The following is a 16381-nucleotide window of genomic DNA, read 5'->3' as shown; positions in this document are numbered from 1 at the left end:
GCAACTCCTTAATCACACTTGAGTATTAACCTGCTTCAGATCCAGCGATATTAATTCTAGCAGCTCGTGAAGATTTTTTCCCTGCAATTAGATAACATTGCAAGACTCAAGCAACCGTTCCTTGCGACACAGCTAGGAACGTTTGAATGCGCGGGCGTGACCAAGCGCACGGGAACGATTCTTTATGGAGGAGTCAGGAGGGGCAGCGACAAGAGATCTCGTCAACCGCAGAATCAATGCAGCAACAAAGCAAAAGGGAGCCCTTCCATGGAAAGAGCCCCCCTTTTCAACCAATCAGCCGGAAACTTAACCGGGGTGATCCGAGCCGAGATCATCGTGACATGGCAAACAGTTCATTTTGCCGCGTGTGTTTTCCAGTTCACTGCCCTTGTCGTGGCAGGCGCGACACGCCTGAACCGCGGCGGGAAGGGCAAAGGAAGCCTTAAATTGACCTGCGGCCTGCGCATTCAATACTTCCACGGTTTTTTTGGCGACCGAGGCAACCAGATGTGCGCAACGCTCTGCCCGCTCTGGTGAAAAAGCCTTCAGACCGGTTACATCACACCATTTGCTGACCGACACATGACAGAGGGTCGACTCCGCAACGGATGGCTTAATCTTAAATTTGGCCTGTTTCGGCAGATAGTCGGGCAACGGTGTCGCCTCATAGTAACCGAAAACCTCATCGATCAACGGCACCGGATCCTTGGAAACCAGATAGATTGCCATGGCTGCACCGTTGGGTGCGCCGCACAAGGTTGCCCATCCCATGGCACCACCGGCCCCGTAACGGGTGACGGTTTTCGGATAACTAACAAATGGCTCACCAACTTTTTCCGCAAGGGCTTCGACGATACTGGCGAAGACGCCGTACATGCAGTCGCCCTTGTAATAATTTTTGTACGCCAGTTCAGCAACGGCTTCTGGGTCGAGCTTGGTATAAGGCAGCACCTGGTGGACGATCTGTCCCTCTGCATCCAGAACTTCCTTTGCTGGCGAAGAATTAGCCGCCATCGCCTTGCCCAACATTCCTGGAACCATCACCCCGAGTGCCGCCACTCCGCCGAGAGTCTTTAACGTATTGCGCCTTGCATTATTCATCTTGAACTCCTTTTCATACCCTGTAGGTCGCAGGCAATCATCGATTGGCGCGACCAGTCACCATTGACCAGAGCCTTCACTTCGAGAAAAAGATCATATCTATCGCAACAAGCACAATAGAATGATCATTCTTTTCTCAAGAGAATATGCCAGGAAAATCAAAAGTTCAACACTTCTAATGTTATTTTTTCGCTTTGTGGTTTTCTACGGAAAGGAGATGGGCGGCTATGCTTTGATCGCAGCCCAGCCGTTGTCGATCAATTCGTCTTTTATTTCAAAGAGTGAAGTTTGCAAAACACCTTGCAAACGTAATTCGGTAGCACGGATGATAACCCCGGTAAAGGAAACAGCGGAAACGAAGAAGTCCCCGCGGCGGAGTTCGCCAGTTTCAATCCCTGCGGCGATTATTTGCTGGATCTGTCGAAAAGGCTGGGTCGCACAAATGGGAGAAATCCCCTGTAAAAACTCTCCATGCTTCATAAACAGCATATATTCCATCATTTCTGGTTCGGTTTCCGTTATTTCAAAAACCAGCTCGGCAAAACTTTGCAACTTGTCAAAGGTTGTGGCCTGCCCATGCAATCGTTCAGTAAAACGTTGCTGGAAAGCGGTCAGCGTCTGCTCGTGAATATAACGTGCCAGCCCCTCTTTGCTACTGAAATGATTGTAAATAGCCCCCGTACTAACCCCAGAGGCCTTAACAATCTGCGGAATCGAAACGTTATGGAAGCCTTTTTTTACAAATAAGGTCCGGGCAGCTCTGACCACCTGCGTCATTTTCTGTTCAGGGTCAACCGTCCAGGTTTTCAATGAAGCCTCCAGGTCAAGTGGGAGAATGGATAGGATTCTATGCACTTGAAAAGTAACTGTCAAATAACCAGAAAATATAATATTGACATTCACATATAGCATCAGCAGGATCAATGCGCCATTAGAATGATCATTCTTTCTTCTGTTTTTAGGGATCGGTTTATGAAACTTTCCAGACGTACGTTTCTCCAGGCGCCAGCGACAGCCGCCAGCATTTACCGTCCGGCCCAAAGCCATGCGCAGCAATCGCCAGAATCAGAGGCCGTTGCCACACTGATCGACATGACCCGCGGTGACGGCTGTGAAAAGTTGAGCGGGCCACAGTGCGCAAATGCCTGCCAAAAGAAAAACCAAACAAATTTCCCCGAACCGGATCCGGCAATGCTCAAAGATTACTGGCCGAAAAAGGGTTGTGAAGACTTGAACGATAAGCGCGATATCGACTGATGGGTCGTTTATCCTGCACCTGTTGGCGTTTCTGCCTAATGCGAATCGGCCGCGGTTAAATCAATGTTCAGCGGTAAAGTTCGCGGAAATTACGCTCGCGAGAGACATCCTGAATGGAAAGAAGAAAAAAGAAACGACAACTCAGGAGGTACTGAAACCGATGCTCAGCATGCCGGCAGTCAAGATGTAAATACCGAAAGCGATCAACAGCAGCCCGCTGATCAGACGGATCAGCAGCGGATGACTGTTGACGATACGGATTTTCTGCCGCGCAGTCTGCGTCACATAACCGGCCAGCAGCATGGGGATGGCAAAACCCAGCGAATACACGCCGAGCAGCACCAGCCCGGACGAAAGCGTCCCCTCGCTAGCAACCATCGCCAGCACGCCCGACAACATCGGCCCGACACAGGGAATCCAGACCAGTCCCAGGGTCAGCCCCATAAGCAGTCCGGACCAGCGGCCCCTGCCGGTCGATTGAATTTGCGAAAAAGTGGTGAGTTTTTTAAACGGATTGATATCGAACAGCATCAACAGGCCGAACAGGATAACGACCGTCCCGGCGATTTTTTCCAGCAGCGGTATAAAGCGCGCCACCGCGCCGCCAAAAACCGACGATAAGGCGCCCATCGCCATAAAACTGAGGCTCAAACCGAGCACGATCAGCAACGGCCGCGACCAGTGATCCTCCTTGGTGCCAGTGACAATAATCGGCACCACCGGCAGAACACAAGGAGACGCAATACTGGCCAGACCGGCAAGCAGTGCCATCAACAGAGAAGTCAGACTTAAATCGACAGGAGTCATCAGCTTGAATTAGTTCGGGATGGCTTGCAGCAGGTCGCGAACTTTTTCCACCGGATTGACGCCGGGTGGCAGTCGCGTGATCTCTTTACCGTCAGCATCGGCCAAAATTAACGACGGCAAGCCGCGGATACCGTAGCTATAAAAGTATTGCCGGTCATCGGGAACGGTGGTCTGTACATAGCGCAGGTTGACCTTCCCTTTGAACTCTTCGGTCATCCCCTCCAGAATCGAATTCTGCATCCGGCAGGGACCGCCGTTGGGGTCGAGGAAAAAGACCAGAAAATGATCGGCATCAGAAGCGACCTGAGACGTGGAAGGCGAAGTGACAGCCACCGCAGCCGCTGTTTGCGCCTGGGCGGTTTGGGAAACTTGTGTTTCTTCGGAACAGGCAACCAGTAGAAACAACAAAGAGAGCAACAGAAACTTTCTAAACATGGATAACTCCGCAGGACAGATTTAAAATATTCGGATTCCCGAATATATCCATTCCACGTAATTCATGCAAGATTTTTTGCGTAACAATTTCACAAAATACTTTTGCCGAACAGCGAAGTGAGTAGTTCAACCGCCATTTTCGCCGTTCTATTTTCGTGATCAAGAATCGGGTTGATCTCAACCACGTCAGCCGATGTCAGCTTGCCGGTGTCGGCAATAATCTCCATCAACAGCTGAGCTTCGCGGTAACTTAACCCTCCGGGTGAAGGGGTTCCGACTCCGGGGGCGTCGTTGGGGTCAAGGCTGTCCATATCGAGACTGACATGCAGACGACTGCAGTGCTCCAGACGCTGCAATGCCTCACGGATGATGGCGCTCATGCCCCGCTCATCGAGGTCGCGCATCGTATAAACGGCGATGCCGCTCTTTTTCAGCCACTTACGCTCCTCGCCATCGAGGTCGCGAATGCCGATCATCACCAGATCGCGACCTTCCAATTTGGCCCCGGGTCGCCCGACATTGACCAGCTCGGGAAAGCCCTCGCCAAGCAGCACCGATACCGGCATGCCGTGAATACTTCCCGACGGGGAACTTTGCGGTGAGTTGGCATCGCCATGGGCATCGATCCAGATCACCCCGGCCGGTTCACGATGCGTCACCCCACCGATCGTGCCAACCGCCAGGGAATGATCACCGCCGAGAAACAGCGGGATAGCATCATCCGCAACAGCCTGAACGGCGGCTTCGTAGGCGGCCTGACAAACCTGCTGGATCGAAAGCAGAAAATTCCCCTGTTCCGATTCAGAAAGCGAGTCGCGGACCGGAACAAAGAGATTGCCGGAGTCGTGCAGGACAAAACCGAGCTGTTTGAGCTTGCTTGACAGTCCAGCATAGCGGATGGCGCTCGGCCCCATATTGACACCGCGCCGATTCTGCCCCAAATCGACCGGCACACCGATGATACGGATGGTTTTCTTCATGGGGTAAAACCCTTCTTCTGTCCCCAGGCGATCCATGGCACCTAGGGCTTCAGATTGTTCCACAGGTTCATCATGAAATCCTGCGCGTTAGTCAGAATCGCCACCGCCTGCGAGGAACCGCGATTGGCCAACTTATCGGCAGAAAATTCAGTCATATCGACGATATAGAAAAACACCGGGCGCACCTTGCCATCCTCCATCACCCGATAGCTCGGCACCATGTTGCCGAAGGCGATGGAATGCAGTTGGGTCGCCAAAGCAATAACCGTGGTCGCCTGACGGGCGTGGATGCGCATCGCATCCTGGGCGGCATAGACATCGGAAATCACCTCCGGCAGCGGACCGTCATCGCGGATCGAACCGGCCAGCACGTAGGGGACGTCGTTATTTTCGCAGGCGTAGATGATGCCGTCTTTCAGTTCAAGATCGACGATCGCCTGCTTGATCGAACCGGACTTACGCACCGCGTTGATGATATCGAGATGATTGTAATGCCCCATCGGCTTGAGGTGCTGGGTATAAATATCTTGTCCCAGCCCGGTACGAAAATAGGCCGCCTCCAGGTCGTGCGTCGCCAAAGCGTTGCCGGCCAGCAGCCCGTCGCAATAACCGTTTTCGATCAACCCTTGCATGGCATCGCGGCTGTCCTTGTCGAAGGCCACAGCCGGACCGAGCACCCAGGCAATGTGCCCATGTTCACGGTCGTGGCGCAGCACCTTGTAGAGGTCATCGTAACGACGGGAAAAAGGCGTTTCTCGAGTACCGCGGGTACGAAAAGCAAATTTGTCTGCCCCTTCGGTAGCGGGCGGATCGAAACCGGTGGTGTGGACGTAAATCCCTTCTTCACCATTCTCGGTGCGACCGACCACCACTGCGTCGCCCTGTTTGACCCGGCGCGCCTCAACCACATCGATCTGGTGCCCGTTGAGTACCATCGTCGAATCCATACGACTCTCCGGCGCCAGCAGCCAATTTCCGTCACCTAAATGTAGGTATTCCGGATGATTGGAGGTGCCGTGATAGTTGTCCGGCACCACCCCGTCTTTCGGTGCGGGCACGGTCTGCACGTGCGGCGCATTGGCAAGTTCTGGCAGGGAAAAATCGGGCGGGGTGTAATCGGGTATGATCGCGGCCATTAGTTGACTCCTCGTTGAATAAACAGCTCTAAGCTGCTTAAACAATAGCAGGTTTTCGACAACAATAAGTAGGATAAGAACAGAACAAGACCCTTCCGGATATCGCAAGGGGGTTACTTGTCGTGTCGATACGAATATGAATTGAGACAGAACCCCTCTAGCTTGCAATTAAGCCAAAGGGATTCTTATCGTAGGAAAAATCTTTTGCAGCAGATTCGCGTGTCCCGCCGCCTACTGCTGTCAAAAGGCCACAAATGAGACCCGTTCCAGCGTTGATGGCGGTTAAAATGACCGGGACCACGATGCTTTGAATACCCGAAGGTGAAGAACAGGGCATTGGGATACGCGTACGGGTAATATCGTCGGGGTTGCTCATATACATAAATTTTCTTCACCTCGGGAGTTTTTTTTACTACTGGCGGCAAGGTTTTCGGATCGACAATCCGCCAACTGCCATCAGGTTGTCGACAGGCAGTTCCACCGACCTGCTGCTCGCGATTGTCAATGATGACGGACTGATGGAATTCGCGACACGACTGCCTAGTTGTCGTTAGCAAGGTTTTGACCGGCATCGTCATGCCAGAGATGTTGGCGTCGGGGTTATGCCAGGTTGCAGCAATCCCGGAGGTGTTGTATTCCAGCGCAGACTGAAAGCATTCATTCGCTGCCCGCTGATCGATGGTGGAAAGCGGTTGAAGAAAACCCTGTCCCTGTCCCTGTCCCTGTGCCGAGGAAAATACTAGCAGCAGGCTGACTGTCATGAGTAATGAAAAGTTTCGCTTCATCTTACCCTCCCCGAAAGAGAGTTATGTTTCTGCTAGTCGTTCGTCTCTACCCTTATAAGGGTTCCAACCAGATGTACGCTTCGGGAGTCATTAGTGTCGTATCCACTGCTCAAACCACCCTTTCCAGGAAGAGCACCACATTTTGATGATAACAGACGAGTGCCTGCAAATGGGATCTACCGCAGTAGCAAATTGGTGACCAAACCAACGTGGCTTACAATCTCGAATATAGTGAAGTTCGGCAATTTCCCACTGTGTCGCCTGTTCGCTAACGAATCAATATCCCAATCACTAACTTTATGTTATTTTCGTTTTTGTGGGATTAAGTTAACCTTTGCTGCAAATGAATTGTTTGAGGATTTATCCGTGCGTCTACTCTGCCTGATGTTGTTGTGTCTCTGTTTGTCCGCCTGTGCGTCACCGCATACAAAAAAGTTTGAGACAACTGCCTACTGCAATTGTTCTTCATGCTGTTCCTGGTCTCGGGATTTCCCAGACTTCTGGAATCGACATTTTAATGCTGGCCCCAATAAAGATGATGTTTATACCGGTCGCACCGCATTGGGAACCGAACCACACGAACCCTACGCGGGTCTTATATCTCTCGACACCCTGACTCATCCCTGGACCTTACCGCATCGATTGCTGCTACCCTGGATGTGGGCACCTCAGGATGGGACAATTGCTGCAGACTGGAGTTACATCAAACCGCGAACCCGAATCTATATTCCTGGCTATGGCTGGGGTCGGGTAGAAGACAAGGGATCGGCGATCAAAGGAAATAACCGACTTGATCTGTATTTTGACTCCCATCAACATGCCCTGATCTGGGGTCGGCGTACGATTGTCGGGACGGTGGACTAAACACCTATCCAATATAGTGAGTTTCATCATAATAGGTACGGTTCGCGCGCCTAAAAAACTCTCACATATTAACCTTTTATATTTTTAAAGATTCTTTTGTCACAATTTAAAAGAAAATGAGATGACAGTTGAGAAGTGCTCCAGTAAATCCTTTCGCAATCCAGTTTCAAATTACCTTAAACGTTAAGATAGATTGTTCCCCAAAATAAAATCAGCCCCAACCTGTCAGGCTGGGGCTGATTTGCTACCTATTCTCTGGAAAGAAACCGTCAGTGAGTCAGGCCTGCCGCCAATGCTCCGGCAGGAATTGCGGGGAGCTCTTTGGGGGGCGCTGTGTCAACTTCTAGCAACTCAATAACAAAGGTCAGCGCTTTGCCCGCCAATGGATGATTGGCATCAAGAGTGACCGTCTCTTCAGTGATTTTATCAATCATAAGCCGCAAGATACTGCCATCCCCCTGAGTCACTTCCAGTTGCCCACCTTCGGTCAGTTCGAGGTTTTCAGGCAGGTCAGCACGGTTAATCTCCTCGATCTTGGCAGGGTTGGGTTCTCCGTACGCCTGATCTGGTTCGATGACGACAGTTTTTGTCTCTCCCTGGGACATGTCGATGACCGCCGCATCAAAGCCTTTGATCACCTCTTCCCTGCCGATAATGAATGACAGGGGACTGTCTTCAGGAGACGCATCGAAGATTGTTCCGTCAGCGAGTTTGCCAGTGTATTTAACCGTCACGGTGTTGTTGTGAGCTGCGCGAATCATGGTTACCTCTTTCAATGTGGTCGTCGATTTTGCAGGGAGACAGCAGTCAAAAACGGTGAATCCAGTAAGCGCTCTATGCATAACAAGACCGGCTTCATTGGTCAATTGTTTTCAACAATCGGGAGGATTCAAGCCCATGCTGCTCCTTGCCCGAGGGATTTCTAGATTTTTCAGGCTCTACAGGTATTCTCTAATCTCGAAGGTGGTAAATCCTGAGAGCATGTGGCCTTGCTTCACCCGCCCCCTAGGCGTCCTTCTGGACAAAATGCTTTGGGGGCTTTCTTGTCTGTGAAAACACAAAAGCCGCCTCCCTAATTTAGGAGACGGCTTTAAACACGTTAAGTAACCCCCTGCCAGATATCGACAGGGGCTTTTCAGGCAAGTACGTTGTTGAGCGCTCAATCCATCAACAAAATGGCATCGGCCACTTCTTTTAAACTTTTGCGTTTATCCATCGCCAATTTCTGCATTTTGCGGTAGGCATCCGGCTCAGAGAGTCCCTGCGTCATCAGCACCCCTTTGGCACGATCAATCTTTTTGCGCGACTCTATCGTTTCGCGCAGCTTATCCACCTCCTGCTGTAGGCTCGACACTTCAACAAACTGGTGAATTGCGGTATCGATCGTCACCTTGAGCTGCTCTTCGCAAAATGGCTTCATCAATAATTGACTGATCCCCACCTCCCAGGCCTTTTCCAAACATTCACTTTCACCAGGAGCTGCCAACAAAACAATCGGACCCGTTGTCTGACTGCTGATTTTTTCAGCAGCATGAACCCCTTCAGCTCCAGCTAACGACAAGTCGAGAACCGTCAGCAAAGGCTTTTCCGACATCGCCAGAGCTGCACCGATAATGGTATTTTTCGCCTCAATAACCCGATCAAAACCGCAAGAAACGAGAGTTTCCACGACTAGACTACGCAACGTTGCATCTTCATCAACGACCAGAGCACACTTCATCAATTTCCTCCTTGGGTAATTCTTTAAACTGTAAATTGCATAACCAATGCCGAAATTGATTTGTTCCGCAGATAAAGTTCCCAGCGGCAACCAACGACAACTTTCCGGTTTATAATTAAACAAACACCCTCCCGCTAGATGAGACAGGATTTGCCATGCCCAGTGACGCCGAAATTGCCCATCAGGCCCAGCCAAAACCGATCGGACAGATCGCCGACCAGCTCGGAATCAACAATGACGATTTACTCCCCTACGGCCGGGAAATCGCTAAGATCCACAGCAGAAGCCTGCAACGCCCGAGCAAAAGACAAGGTCGATTGATCCTGATTTCGGCCACCACCCCGACCGCCGCCGGCGAAGGCAAGACCACCACCACCATAGGCCTGGGACAAGCCTTTGCTAAATTGGGCGAATCGGTTTGCCTGGCGCTACGCGAACCCTCCCTCGGCCCCTGCTTGGGGATGAAGGGGGGCGCCACCGGCGGCGGTTACAGTCAGATTATTCCGGCCGATCGCATCAATCTGCACTTAACCGGCGACTTTCACGCCATTACCAGCGCCAACAATCTGCTTTCGGCGGTGATCGATAATCATATTTATCAAGGCAACAGCTTAAACATCGACCCTCGGCGCGTGCTCTGGCGTCGGGTGATCGATATGAACGACCGCAGTCTGCGGCATATCGTTTTAGGGCTGGGCGGAAAACTACAAGGGATCCCACGCGAAGGCGGCTTCGACATTACTGCTGCGTCCGAAGTGATGGCGATGCTCTGCCTGGCATCCGATCTGGATGACTTTCGTCAGCGGCTGGAAAATACCTTGATTGCCTTCACCTACGACGGTGACCCGATATTTGCCAAACAGCTGCAGATCACCGGCGCCATGCTCGCCCTGCTGCGCGATGCCATCCATCCCAACCTGGTGCAAACCCTGGAGGGGGTTCCCACCCTGGTCCACGGCGGCCCCTTTGCCAATATCGCCCACGGTTGCAACAGCCTGTTGGCGACGCGGATGGCACAGCACCATGCTGACTGGACGATCACCGAAGCTGGTTTTGGCTTTGATTTGGGCGCGGAGAAATTTTTCGATATCAAGTGTCGGCTCGGCGGACTCGACCCGCAGGCAGTGGTGCTGGTCACCACCACCAGAGCGCTGAAATTACACGGAGGCATGGCCAAAGCGGAACTGGCGGGAAAAGACCTTCCGGCGCTGCGCAGAGGCTTGGCCAACCTGGATAAACATATTGAAAATGTGCGCAAATTCAACAAACAGCCGGTGGTCGCGCTGAACCGCTTTGCTGGCGACAATGTCGCCGAGCTGGCGATCATCGAAGCACGCTGCCAGGAGCTGAAGACCCCCTTCGCTCTTTGCGATCATCATGCGACAGGGGGCTCCGGCGCCGTTGAACTGGCCGAAAAGGTGATGCAGGTCGCGCAGCAGAGTCAACCGTACCGCCCCCTCTACCCTTTGGATATCTCGGTGGAAGAAAAGGTGCGGATCATCTGCCGCGAAATTTACGGCGCCGACGATGTCGCCTTTACCAAGCAGGCGGCCAAAGACCTGCGCCAAGTGCAGCAACTCGGCTTTGATCAGCTGCCGGTCTGCATCGCCAAAGCGCCCGGCTCGCTCTCCGACGACCCGAAACTGTTCGGCCGACCACGCGACTTCGACATCACGGTGCGCGGCATCGAGATCAATTCTGGCGCCGGTTTCCTGGTCGTCCTGACCGGTGATATTCTGCGCATGCCGGGTCTGCCGCAACACCCGGCGGCGGAGCGCTGGCAATTGCGCGAGGACGGCACCATCGCCGGACTGGATTGAAGATGTCCCGACGCCATCGATCGAGGGAAGTTTAAAAATCCTATTGCCACAAAAGTCAAAGAGCAATAGATTGATTCCTGCCCCACATGAAACTATCGTGCATATGCACATAAAGCAGGAGGAGTTGGCAATGTACAATGAAATCGTCATGGATCACTTCCAAAATCCACGCAACATGGGCCGCATCGAAAACGCCGAGATGCTGATTCAGGTAGGCGATCCCGGTTGCGGTGATTCGATCCTGATTTTTATGAAGATTGACGACGATGTCCTGACTGATATCAAGTACAAGATTTACGGCTGCGGTGCCGCCATCGCCACCTCGTCAATGGGGTCAGTATTGGCCAAAGGCAAAACCCTCGATGAGCTGCTTGAATTTAAAGCGGAAGAGGTCAGCAATGCCCTCGGTGGCCTGCCGGCAGAAAAAGAGCACTGCTCCAACCTGGTCGCCAGCGCACTGCACGCCGGGGTCAATGAGTACCGCAAGAATCGCAACGACCCGAATAAACAGCCGCTACCGGAACGCAAAGAGCTGCTTTCCGAAGCATCCCTGGAGAACAAAACCTAAACAACCTCTGCAAAGTTAAAGGCAACAGGGTGGCATGAACCGAGCCCCCTGTTGCGACTCAACGCCCCTGAAACGGAAAAGGGGGAGCCCTGAAGCTGGCGCAGTCAACACCCCATCAGTCACCGACCGGCATCAACACCACTGCACCTTAAAAAAACCACCAGCCGTGCAAAAACCTCATGGATACCCGCTATAGTCATTAAAATAACCAATAAGGGGGATGGCATGGCTGAGGAAACCATTAAGGCTCACCGCGAGTTCCTCAAAGACAACCTGCGCTTGCAGATCAATTTCAATCTCACCGACCAGAACCAGGGAACCGCCCCGCCGCCGCTGCAAAAACCGCCGCAGCCAGGGCAACAACAAATCCCGCTGCCCGAGGGGGAGCCGTGGGCCGATTTCTCCGGCACTGACCTGCTTGAAGCGATCCACCAACGCCGCAGTCACCGCGACTTCAAGCCGGAGCCGCTGACGTTGGCCGAACTGGGGATGCTGCTCTGGGCCACCCAGGGGATCAAAGGAGGTATCGGCCGCGGAAGCAGCCTGCGCACCGTCCCGTCGGCCGGATGTCGCCATCCCTTCGAAACCTACCTGCTGGTCTCCGATGTCGAAACCCTGCAACCGGGACTCTACCGCTACCTGTCGCTTGAGCATGCCCTGGTTCTGGAACGCGAGATGGAGTTGAATGTGCTCAAGGAATCCCTGACAGAAGGTACTTTAGGCCAATCTTTCTGCGCAGCGGCGCCAGTCTGTTTTGCCTGGACCGTTATCCCCTACCGCAGCGAATGGCGCTATCACACCGCCGCGCACCGGGTCATCCTGATGGATGCCGGCCACCTTTGCCAAAACCTCTACCTGGCCTGCGAGGCGATCGGTGCGGGGACCTGCGCGATTGCCGCCTATCATCAAAGGTTGATGGATGAACTGCTGGGCGTCGATGGTGAAGATGAGTTTACCCTCTACCTGGCTCCGGTCGGGAAAGTGTAGCCAGCTGCTGTCAGTCACCTGTCACGTTTCAGATTGATATATTTACCACAGACCAGTATGATTAGCGGATTCTTATCCCCATTGATCGAATCCGGAATCCGATGCCGCAAGAAAAAAAACTGACCAACAGCTTTCTGCTCCGCTACCTGCTCGGCGTCATTCTGTCGATTCTGGCCATCGGTCTAGCCTGGCTCTACAGCAGCCATCTGCAGCTGCTCACGGAAACCAAAACCCTCAAAGAACAAGCCGTCCAGCGACAGATGGCGCAACTTAAGGAACGGGTCCATCAAGTTCGTGACATGATCAATCACGAACGACAATTGCTCGATGAACAGATGCGCACGGATATTCGGCTACGGACTTTAGAAGCCTATGCCGTTATGGAAAGCATCTATCAGCAATCGAAAAAGGATCAAGGGATCAAGCAAATTGCGACCATGATCCGCACCTCGTTGAGAGCGATCCGCTATAACGACGGACGCGGCTATTTCTTTGCCACAGGAGTGGACGGTATTGAACAGCTGTTTCCGCCCAATTCCGCCCTTGAAGGCACCAGCTTCCTGAATATCCGTGATATGAACGGCAAACCGGTGGTGCAGGATATGATCGCGCTGGTTAAGGAACAGGGCGAAGGCTATTACGAATACTCCTGGACCAAACCGGGCAGCCCCGAAGGGCAGCATCGCAAGGTTGCCTATATCAAGTATTTTGAACCGCTCGACTGGTTCGTCGGCACGGGCGAATATATTGATGACGTTGTCAGCGACTTGCAGGATGAGTTGATCCGGCGCATTGAATCTACCCGGTTTAAAGACAAGGGCTATATTTTCGTCGCCAACTATCAGGGGATCTCTCTGGCGTACCCGGCCAAGGGACGTAACATGTACAACGTCGAGGACAATAACGGTCTTAAAATTGTTCAGGAACTGATCAAACGGGCAAAAGCGGACGGGGGCTATCTGCGCTACGTGATGCCGCCGCTGGATGGAGCGCGGCCGGAAGAGAAAATCAGCTACGTCACCGGCATTCCCGAATGGCAATGGTATCTCGGCAGTGGCGATTTCGTCGCTGATCTCGACCAAGAACTGGCCGCGATGATTGCGCAACAAAGGGCGTCCATCCGTAACAAAATTGGGACCATAATCTCCGTTCTGGCTCTGTTCCTGCTGCTCGGCCTGATTCTCTCACGCCAGCTGGGGCGACAGGTTCACTCCAGTTTCCAGGCATTTCAAAACTTTTTTGCCCAGGCAGCAACTCAAGCCAAGCCGCTCGATGTCGCGCAACAAACCTTTGCCGAGTTTAAAAACCTGGGCCAATCGGCCAATCGGATGCTGGAAGAACGTCACCACTTTGAAATGGAGGCGAAGGAATACCGGGATCAACTGAGCAATGTCATTGACGCCATGCCGTCAATCCTGACAACCGTCGATTGCCACGGCCAGGTAAGCCAGTGGAATAAATTTGCCGTCGAAACAACGACGATTTCTCAAGCGGAAGCGAGCGGGAAAAACCTGATCGAACTGCTCCCATACCTAAAAGAATCCCTGGCGGAAATTCTGCAAAAAACCTGTCGCGAACAGAGTATTTATCAGGCGAGTATAGAAATTATTGAAGAAGAGGAACGGAGAAACAAAAACATCTCCGCCTACCCGCTCAGTTCATCTCTGCCGCAGAGTGTTGTCATCAGAATCGATGACATCACCGAACGTAAATTGCTGGAAGAGAACCTCGTCCAATCAGAAAAAATGCTCTCAGTCGGCGGCCTGGCGGCCGGCATGGCCCATGAAGTCAACAACCCGTTGGCAAGTATCATCCAAAACATTCAACTGGTCCAGATGCGCCTTTCGGCAGATAATCCCAAAAACCGCGAAAGGGCAAAAAGTTGCCAGCTAGATATTGATTCGCTGCAAAGCTTTCTTTTGGCAAGTCGAGTACCGGAAAAGCTTGAGCAAGCCATGAGTTCCTGCACCAGGGCAGCAAAAATCGTCGAAAACATGCTTAACTTCAGCCGCAGCGGACAGCGCGATTTCAAGCCGGCAAGTTTAGGACTAATCATCGACAACACTCTAGAGTTGCTCGCGAATGATTACGATTTACAGCAGGAATATGCTTTCGAGCAGATTAAGATTCAGCGTAACTACGCGGAGGGAATGCCGGAAGTGGTCTGCTCGGCCAGCAAAATTCAACAAGTCATTTTCAACCTATTGAAAAATGGCGTACAGGCCATGATCGACGGAAATATCCCGGTCGAAGAAAGACAGTTTAAGATCGATATTTTCGCTGAAAACAGGCTGGCCACCATCAACATCAGCGACTCGGGTCCCGGCATCCCCGAAACGATCCGAAAAAGGATCTTCGAACCCTTCTTCACCACCAAGGGCGTTGGCAAAGGAACCGGACTGGGCCTGTTCGTCGCTTATTTTATCGTCCAGGAAAATCACGGCGGCAGCATCAAGGTTGACTCTGCTCCAGGTCAAGGAACTAGTTTCACCATCAAGCTACCCCTCAATCAAGTAACGAGCTAGCGGCACTGGTTCCAGCCAGATAACCGGTTGACCAACAGACCTGGAGGTTAAAACCGCCGGTCGGCCCGTCCAGATCGATGACCTCTCCGGCAAAATAGAGGTTTTCAACCTTCTTCGAGCGCATACTGCGCATGTCGATATCTTTCAAAGAGACCCCACCAGAGGTGACTATCGACTTTTTAAAACCCTCGTGCCCGGTCACCTGCAGGGTCAGATCCTTGAACAATCCGAGCAGGGTTTTCCGCTCGGACTTGCTGATCGAGTGGCACTTTTTGTACGGATCGATCCCTGACAGGGTGATAAAACGGGGAATCATATCGCGCGGCAGCAGACCAGCCAATGAGTTACGAAAATCCTTGTTGTTCAACTCGGCAAATTCCCGCTGCAAACGCTTATCAAACAGTTCCGCCGTCACGGCCGGTTTCAGATCGAGATGCAGTGTCACCTTGCCTTTTTTCAAAGCATCGCGGATGGAACGGCTCATATCAAGAATAATCGGGCCACCAATACCGCTACGGGTGAAGAACGCCTCGCCGAAACGTTCGGTTAGCGGCTTACCGTCCCGCCGCGCAATCACGTTGATATTCTTCAGATTGAAATCACACCATTCTGCCGTCCAGTCTTCGGCTAACGTCAGCGGCATCAGCGCCGCCTGCGGTGTCACCAGTTTATGTCCGGTCGCTTCGGCCCAGTCGTAGCCATCGCCAGTACAACCGGTTTCTGGATAGGAAAGACCACCGGTCGCCAACACGTATTTCTTGGCAATGAAAGTTCCACGCGTGGTTTCAACCGCCGCAATCAGGCCAGCGCTCATTTTCAACTGTTTGACCTGACAATCTTTCACCACCTCAACACCAACATCTTTGACAAATTTCAGTAACAACTTCTGCACGTCGCCGGCACCGCCTTGCTCCGGAAAGACCCGCCCAGCCCGTTCGGTCTTTAATTTGAGGCCGCGCTGTTCGAAGAAATCGATCGTCTCCTTTACCCCGAAAGCATACAATGCTGTCAACAACGCCTTGCCGTTGCGACCGAAGTACTCGACAAGTCGTAATGGATCGGTCTCGCTATTGGTAACGTTGCAGCGCCCCTTGCCGGTGATCAGCACCTTGGCTCCGCACTGCGGGTTTTTCTCCAGCAGCAGCACCCGCGCGCCGTTCAGAGCGGCAAATCCGGCGGCAAACAATCCGGCCGCACCGCCACCGATGACGATCAGATCATAATTTTGAGCAGAAGAATGTGACTTTGTCATGTTGCACCCGCAGTTCGGCGTAAAAGGGACAGAATTCGCGCAGGCTAGGACAGTCTTCGGCGCATGTCAAGATTGTTGCCTCTCGAAGAAACAGATGTACGGGATTCTTCCTGAGTCCGGTTATAAATTGAGAAGACTGGACGA

The 16381-nt window shown here is 52.5% G+C and carries 16 protein-coding genes; 6 read left to right on the top strand and 10 right to left on the bottom strand.

Annotated features, from left to right (window positions below; translation table 11 throughout):
• Window positions 1-306: 306 nt before the first annotated feature.
• Together ACZ5PT_RS10535 and ACZ5PT_RS10530 are read right to left on the bottom strand one after the other, a co-directional pair.
• A complete protein-coding gene (locus ACZ5PT_RS10535) occupies window positions 307-1101 on the bottom strand; it encodes a C-GCAxxG-C-C family protein (protein WP_464262993.1) in 795 nt (264 codons plus the stop codon).
• 225 nt (window positions 1102-1326) lie between these two features.
• Window positions 1327-2025, bottom strand: a complete 699-nt coding sequence (locus ACZ5PT_RS10530) for a TetR/AcrR family transcriptional regulator (RefSeq protein ID WP_464262992.1) — start codon at window positions 2023-2025, stop codon at window positions 1327-1329.
• A 48-nt stretch (window positions 2026-2073) separates the two neighbouring features.
• On the opposite strand from ACZ5PT_RS10530, the gene ACZ5PT_RS10525 reads away from it, so the two are divergent.
• Window positions 2074-2358 (top strand): hypothetical protein, encoded by a 285-nt coding sequence (locus ACZ5PT_RS10525; protein ID WP_464262991.1) that lies wholly within the window; start codon window positions 2074-2076, stop codon window positions 2356-2358.
• A 141-nt stretch (window positions 2359-2499) separates the two neighbouring features.
• Here the strand turns inward: ACZ5PT_RS10525 and ACZ5PT_RS10520 are convergent, their stop codons facing one another.
• From ACZ5PT_RS10520 to ACZ5PT_RS10500, 5 genes are all read right to left on the bottom strand, one after another.
• Entirely contained in the window at window positions 2500-3165 is a 666-nt protein-coding gene (locus ACZ5PT_RS10520; RefSeq protein ID WP_464262990.1) for a cytochrome c biogenesis CcdA family protein, read from the bottom strand.
• A gap of 9 nt (window positions 3166-3174) precedes the next feature.
• The gene (locus tag ACZ5PT_RS10515) at window positions 3175-3600 is read right to left on the bottom strand and encodes a thioredoxin family protein (protein WP_464262989.1); all 426 of its coding nucleotides are present in this window, start codon (window positions 3598-3600) and stop codon (window positions 3175-3177) included.
• A gap of 89 nt (window positions 3601-3689) precedes the next feature.
• Window positions 3690-4580 carry an arginase gene (rocF, locus tag ACZ5PT_RS10510; protein WP_464262988.1) on the bottom strand — a complete coding sequence of 297 codons (891 nt, stop codon included), beginning with the start codon at window positions 4578-4580 and terminating at the stop codon, window positions 3690-3692.
• Between the two features lie 41 nt (window positions 4581-4621).
• Complete coding sequence (locus ACZ5PT_RS10505) at window positions 4622-5716, bottom strand: putative NPN-dependent ornithine cyclodeaminase (RefSeq protein ID WP_464262987.1); 1095 nt, start codon at window positions 5714-5716, stop codon at window positions 4622-4624.
• A 185-nt stretch (window positions 5717-5901) separates the two neighbouring features.
• On the bottom strand, window positions 5902-6501 hold the full coding sequence (locus tag ACZ5PT_RS10500) for a hypothetical protein (RefSeq protein WP_464262986.1): 600 nt from the start codon (window positions 6499-6501) through the stop codon (window positions 5902-5904).
• A 366-nt stretch (window positions 6502-6867) separates the two neighbouring features.
• Between ACZ5PT_RS10500 and ACZ5PT_RS10495 the strand changes: the two genes are divergently transcribed.
• On the top strand, window positions 6868-7365 hold the full coding sequence (locus ACZ5PT_RS10495) for a 3D domain-containing protein (RefSeq protein ID WP_464262985.1): 498 nt from the start codon (window positions 6868-6870) through the stop codon (window positions 7363-7365).
• Between the two features lie 269 nt (window positions 7366-7634).
• Here ACZ5PT_RS10495 and ACZ5PT_RS10490 read toward each other — a convergent pair whose 3' ends face one another.
• Window positions 7635-8126, bottom strand: a complete 492-nt coding sequence (locus ACZ5PT_RS10490; protein WP_464262984.1) for an FKBP-type peptidyl-prolyl cis-trans isomerase — start codon at window positions 8124-8126, stop codon at window positions 7635-7637.
• Between the two features lie 398 nt (window positions 8127-8524).
• Window positions 8525-9085 (bottom strand): ANTAR domain-containing response regulator, encoded by a 561-nt coding sequence (locus ACZ5PT_RS10485; RefSeq protein ID WP_464262983.1) that lies wholly within the window; start codon window positions 9083-9085, stop codon window positions 8525-8527.
• Between the two features lie 155 nt (window positions 9086-9240).
• Between ACZ5PT_RS10485 and ACZ5PT_RS10480 the strand changes: the two genes are divergently transcribed.
• From ACZ5PT_RS10480 to ACZ5PT_RS10465, 4 genes are all read left to right on the top strand, one after another.
• Entirely contained in the window at window positions 9241-10905 is a 1665-nt protein-coding gene (locus tag ACZ5PT_RS10480) for a formate--tetrahydrofolate ligase (RefSeq protein WP_464262982.1), read from the top strand.
• A gap of 130 nt (window positions 10906-11035) precedes the next feature.
• A complete protein-coding gene (locus ACZ5PT_RS10475) occupies window positions 11036-11473 on the top strand; it encodes an iron-sulfur cluster assembly scaffold protein (RefSeq protein WP_464262981.1) in 438 nt (145 codons plus the stop codon).
• A 225-nt stretch (window positions 11474-11698) separates the two neighbouring features.
• On the top strand, window positions 11699-12460 hold the full coding sequence (locus tag ACZ5PT_RS10470; RefSeq protein WP_464262980.1) for a SagB/ThcOx family dehydrogenase: 762 nt from the start codon (window positions 11699-11701) through the stop codon (window positions 12458-12460).
• 101 nt (window positions 12461-12561) lie between these two features.
• Window positions 12562-14985: a cache domain-containing protein gene (locus tag ACZ5PT_RS10465; protein ID WP_464262979.1), complete on the top strand. Its 2424-nt coding sequence runs from the start codon at window positions 12562-12564 to the stop codon at window positions 14983-14985.
• Here ACZ5PT_RS10465 and ACZ5PT_RS10460 read toward each other — a convergent pair.
• Complete coding sequence (locus ACZ5PT_RS10460) at window positions 14966-16237, bottom strand: BaiN/RdsA family NAD(P)/FAD-dependent oxidoreductase (RefSeq protein WP_464262978.1); 1272 nt, start codon at window positions 16235-16237, stop codon at window positions 14966-14968. The genes ACZ5PT_RS10465 and ACZ5PT_RS10460 overlap by 20 nt on opposite strands.
• Window positions 16238-16381: the final 144 nt, after the last annotated feature.

The organism is Desulfuromusa ferrireducens, from assembly GCF_055389805.1.
This window is presented reverse-complemented; position numbering and strand designations above follow the sequence as displayed.

Coding starts and splice junctions, on each gene's coding strand:
- ACZ5PT_RS10535 (WP_464262993.1), bottom strand. CDS start 1,101: ATGAATAATGCAAGGCGCAATACGTTAAAGACTCTCGGCGGAGTGGCG.
- ACZ5PT_RS10525 (WP_464262991.1), top strand. CDS start 2,074: ATGAAACTTTCCAGACGTACGTTTCTCCAGGCGCCAGCGACAGCCGCC.
- ACZ5PT_RS10520 (WP_464262990.1), bottom strand. CDS start 3,165: ATGACTCCTGTCGATTTAAGTCTGACTTCTCTGTTGATGGCACTGCTT.
- ACZ5PT_RS10515 (WP_464262989.1), bottom strand. CDS start 3,600: ATGTTTAGAAAGTTTCTGTTGCTCTCTTTGTTGTTTCTACTGGTTGCC.
- rocF (WP_464262988.1), bottom strand. CDS start 4,580: ATGAAGAAAACCATCCGTATCATCGGTGTGCCGGTCGATTTGGGGCAG.
- ACZ5PT_RS10505 (WP_464262987.1), bottom strand. CDS start 5,716: ATGGCCGCGATCATACCCGATTACACCCCGCCCGATTTTTCCCTGCCA.
- ACZ5PT_RS10500 (WP_464262986.1), bottom strand. CDS start 6,501: ATGAAGCGAAACTTTTCATTACTCATGACAGTCAGCCTGCTGCTAGTA.
- ACZ5PT_RS10490 (WP_464262984.1), bottom strand. CDS start 8,126: ATGATTCGCGCAGCTCACAACAACACCGTGACGGTTAAATACACTGGC.
- ACZ5PT_RS10485 (WP_464262983.1), bottom strand. CDS start 9,085: ATGAAGTGTGCTCTGGTCGTTGATGAAGATGCAACGTTGCGTAGTCTA.
- ACZ5PT_RS10480 (WP_464262982.1), top strand. CDS start 9,241: ATGCCCAGTGACGCCGAAATTGCCCATCAGGCCCAGCCAAAACCGATC.
- ACZ5PT_RS10475 (WP_464262981.1), top strand. CDS start 11,036: ATGTACAATGAAATCGTCATGGATCACTTCCAAAATCCACGCAACATG.
- ACZ5PT_RS10470 (WP_464262980.1), top strand. CDS start 11,699: ATGGCTGAGGAAACCATTAAGGCTCACCGCGAGTTCCTCAAAGACAAC.
- ACZ5PT_RS10465 (WP_464262979.1), top strand. CDS start 12,562: ATGCCGCAAGAAAAAAAACTGACCAACAGCTTTCTGCTCCGCTACCTG.
- ACZ5PT_RS10460 (WP_464262978.1), bottom strand. CDS start 16,237: ATGACAAAGTCACATTCTTCTGCTCAAAATTATGATCTGATCGTCATC.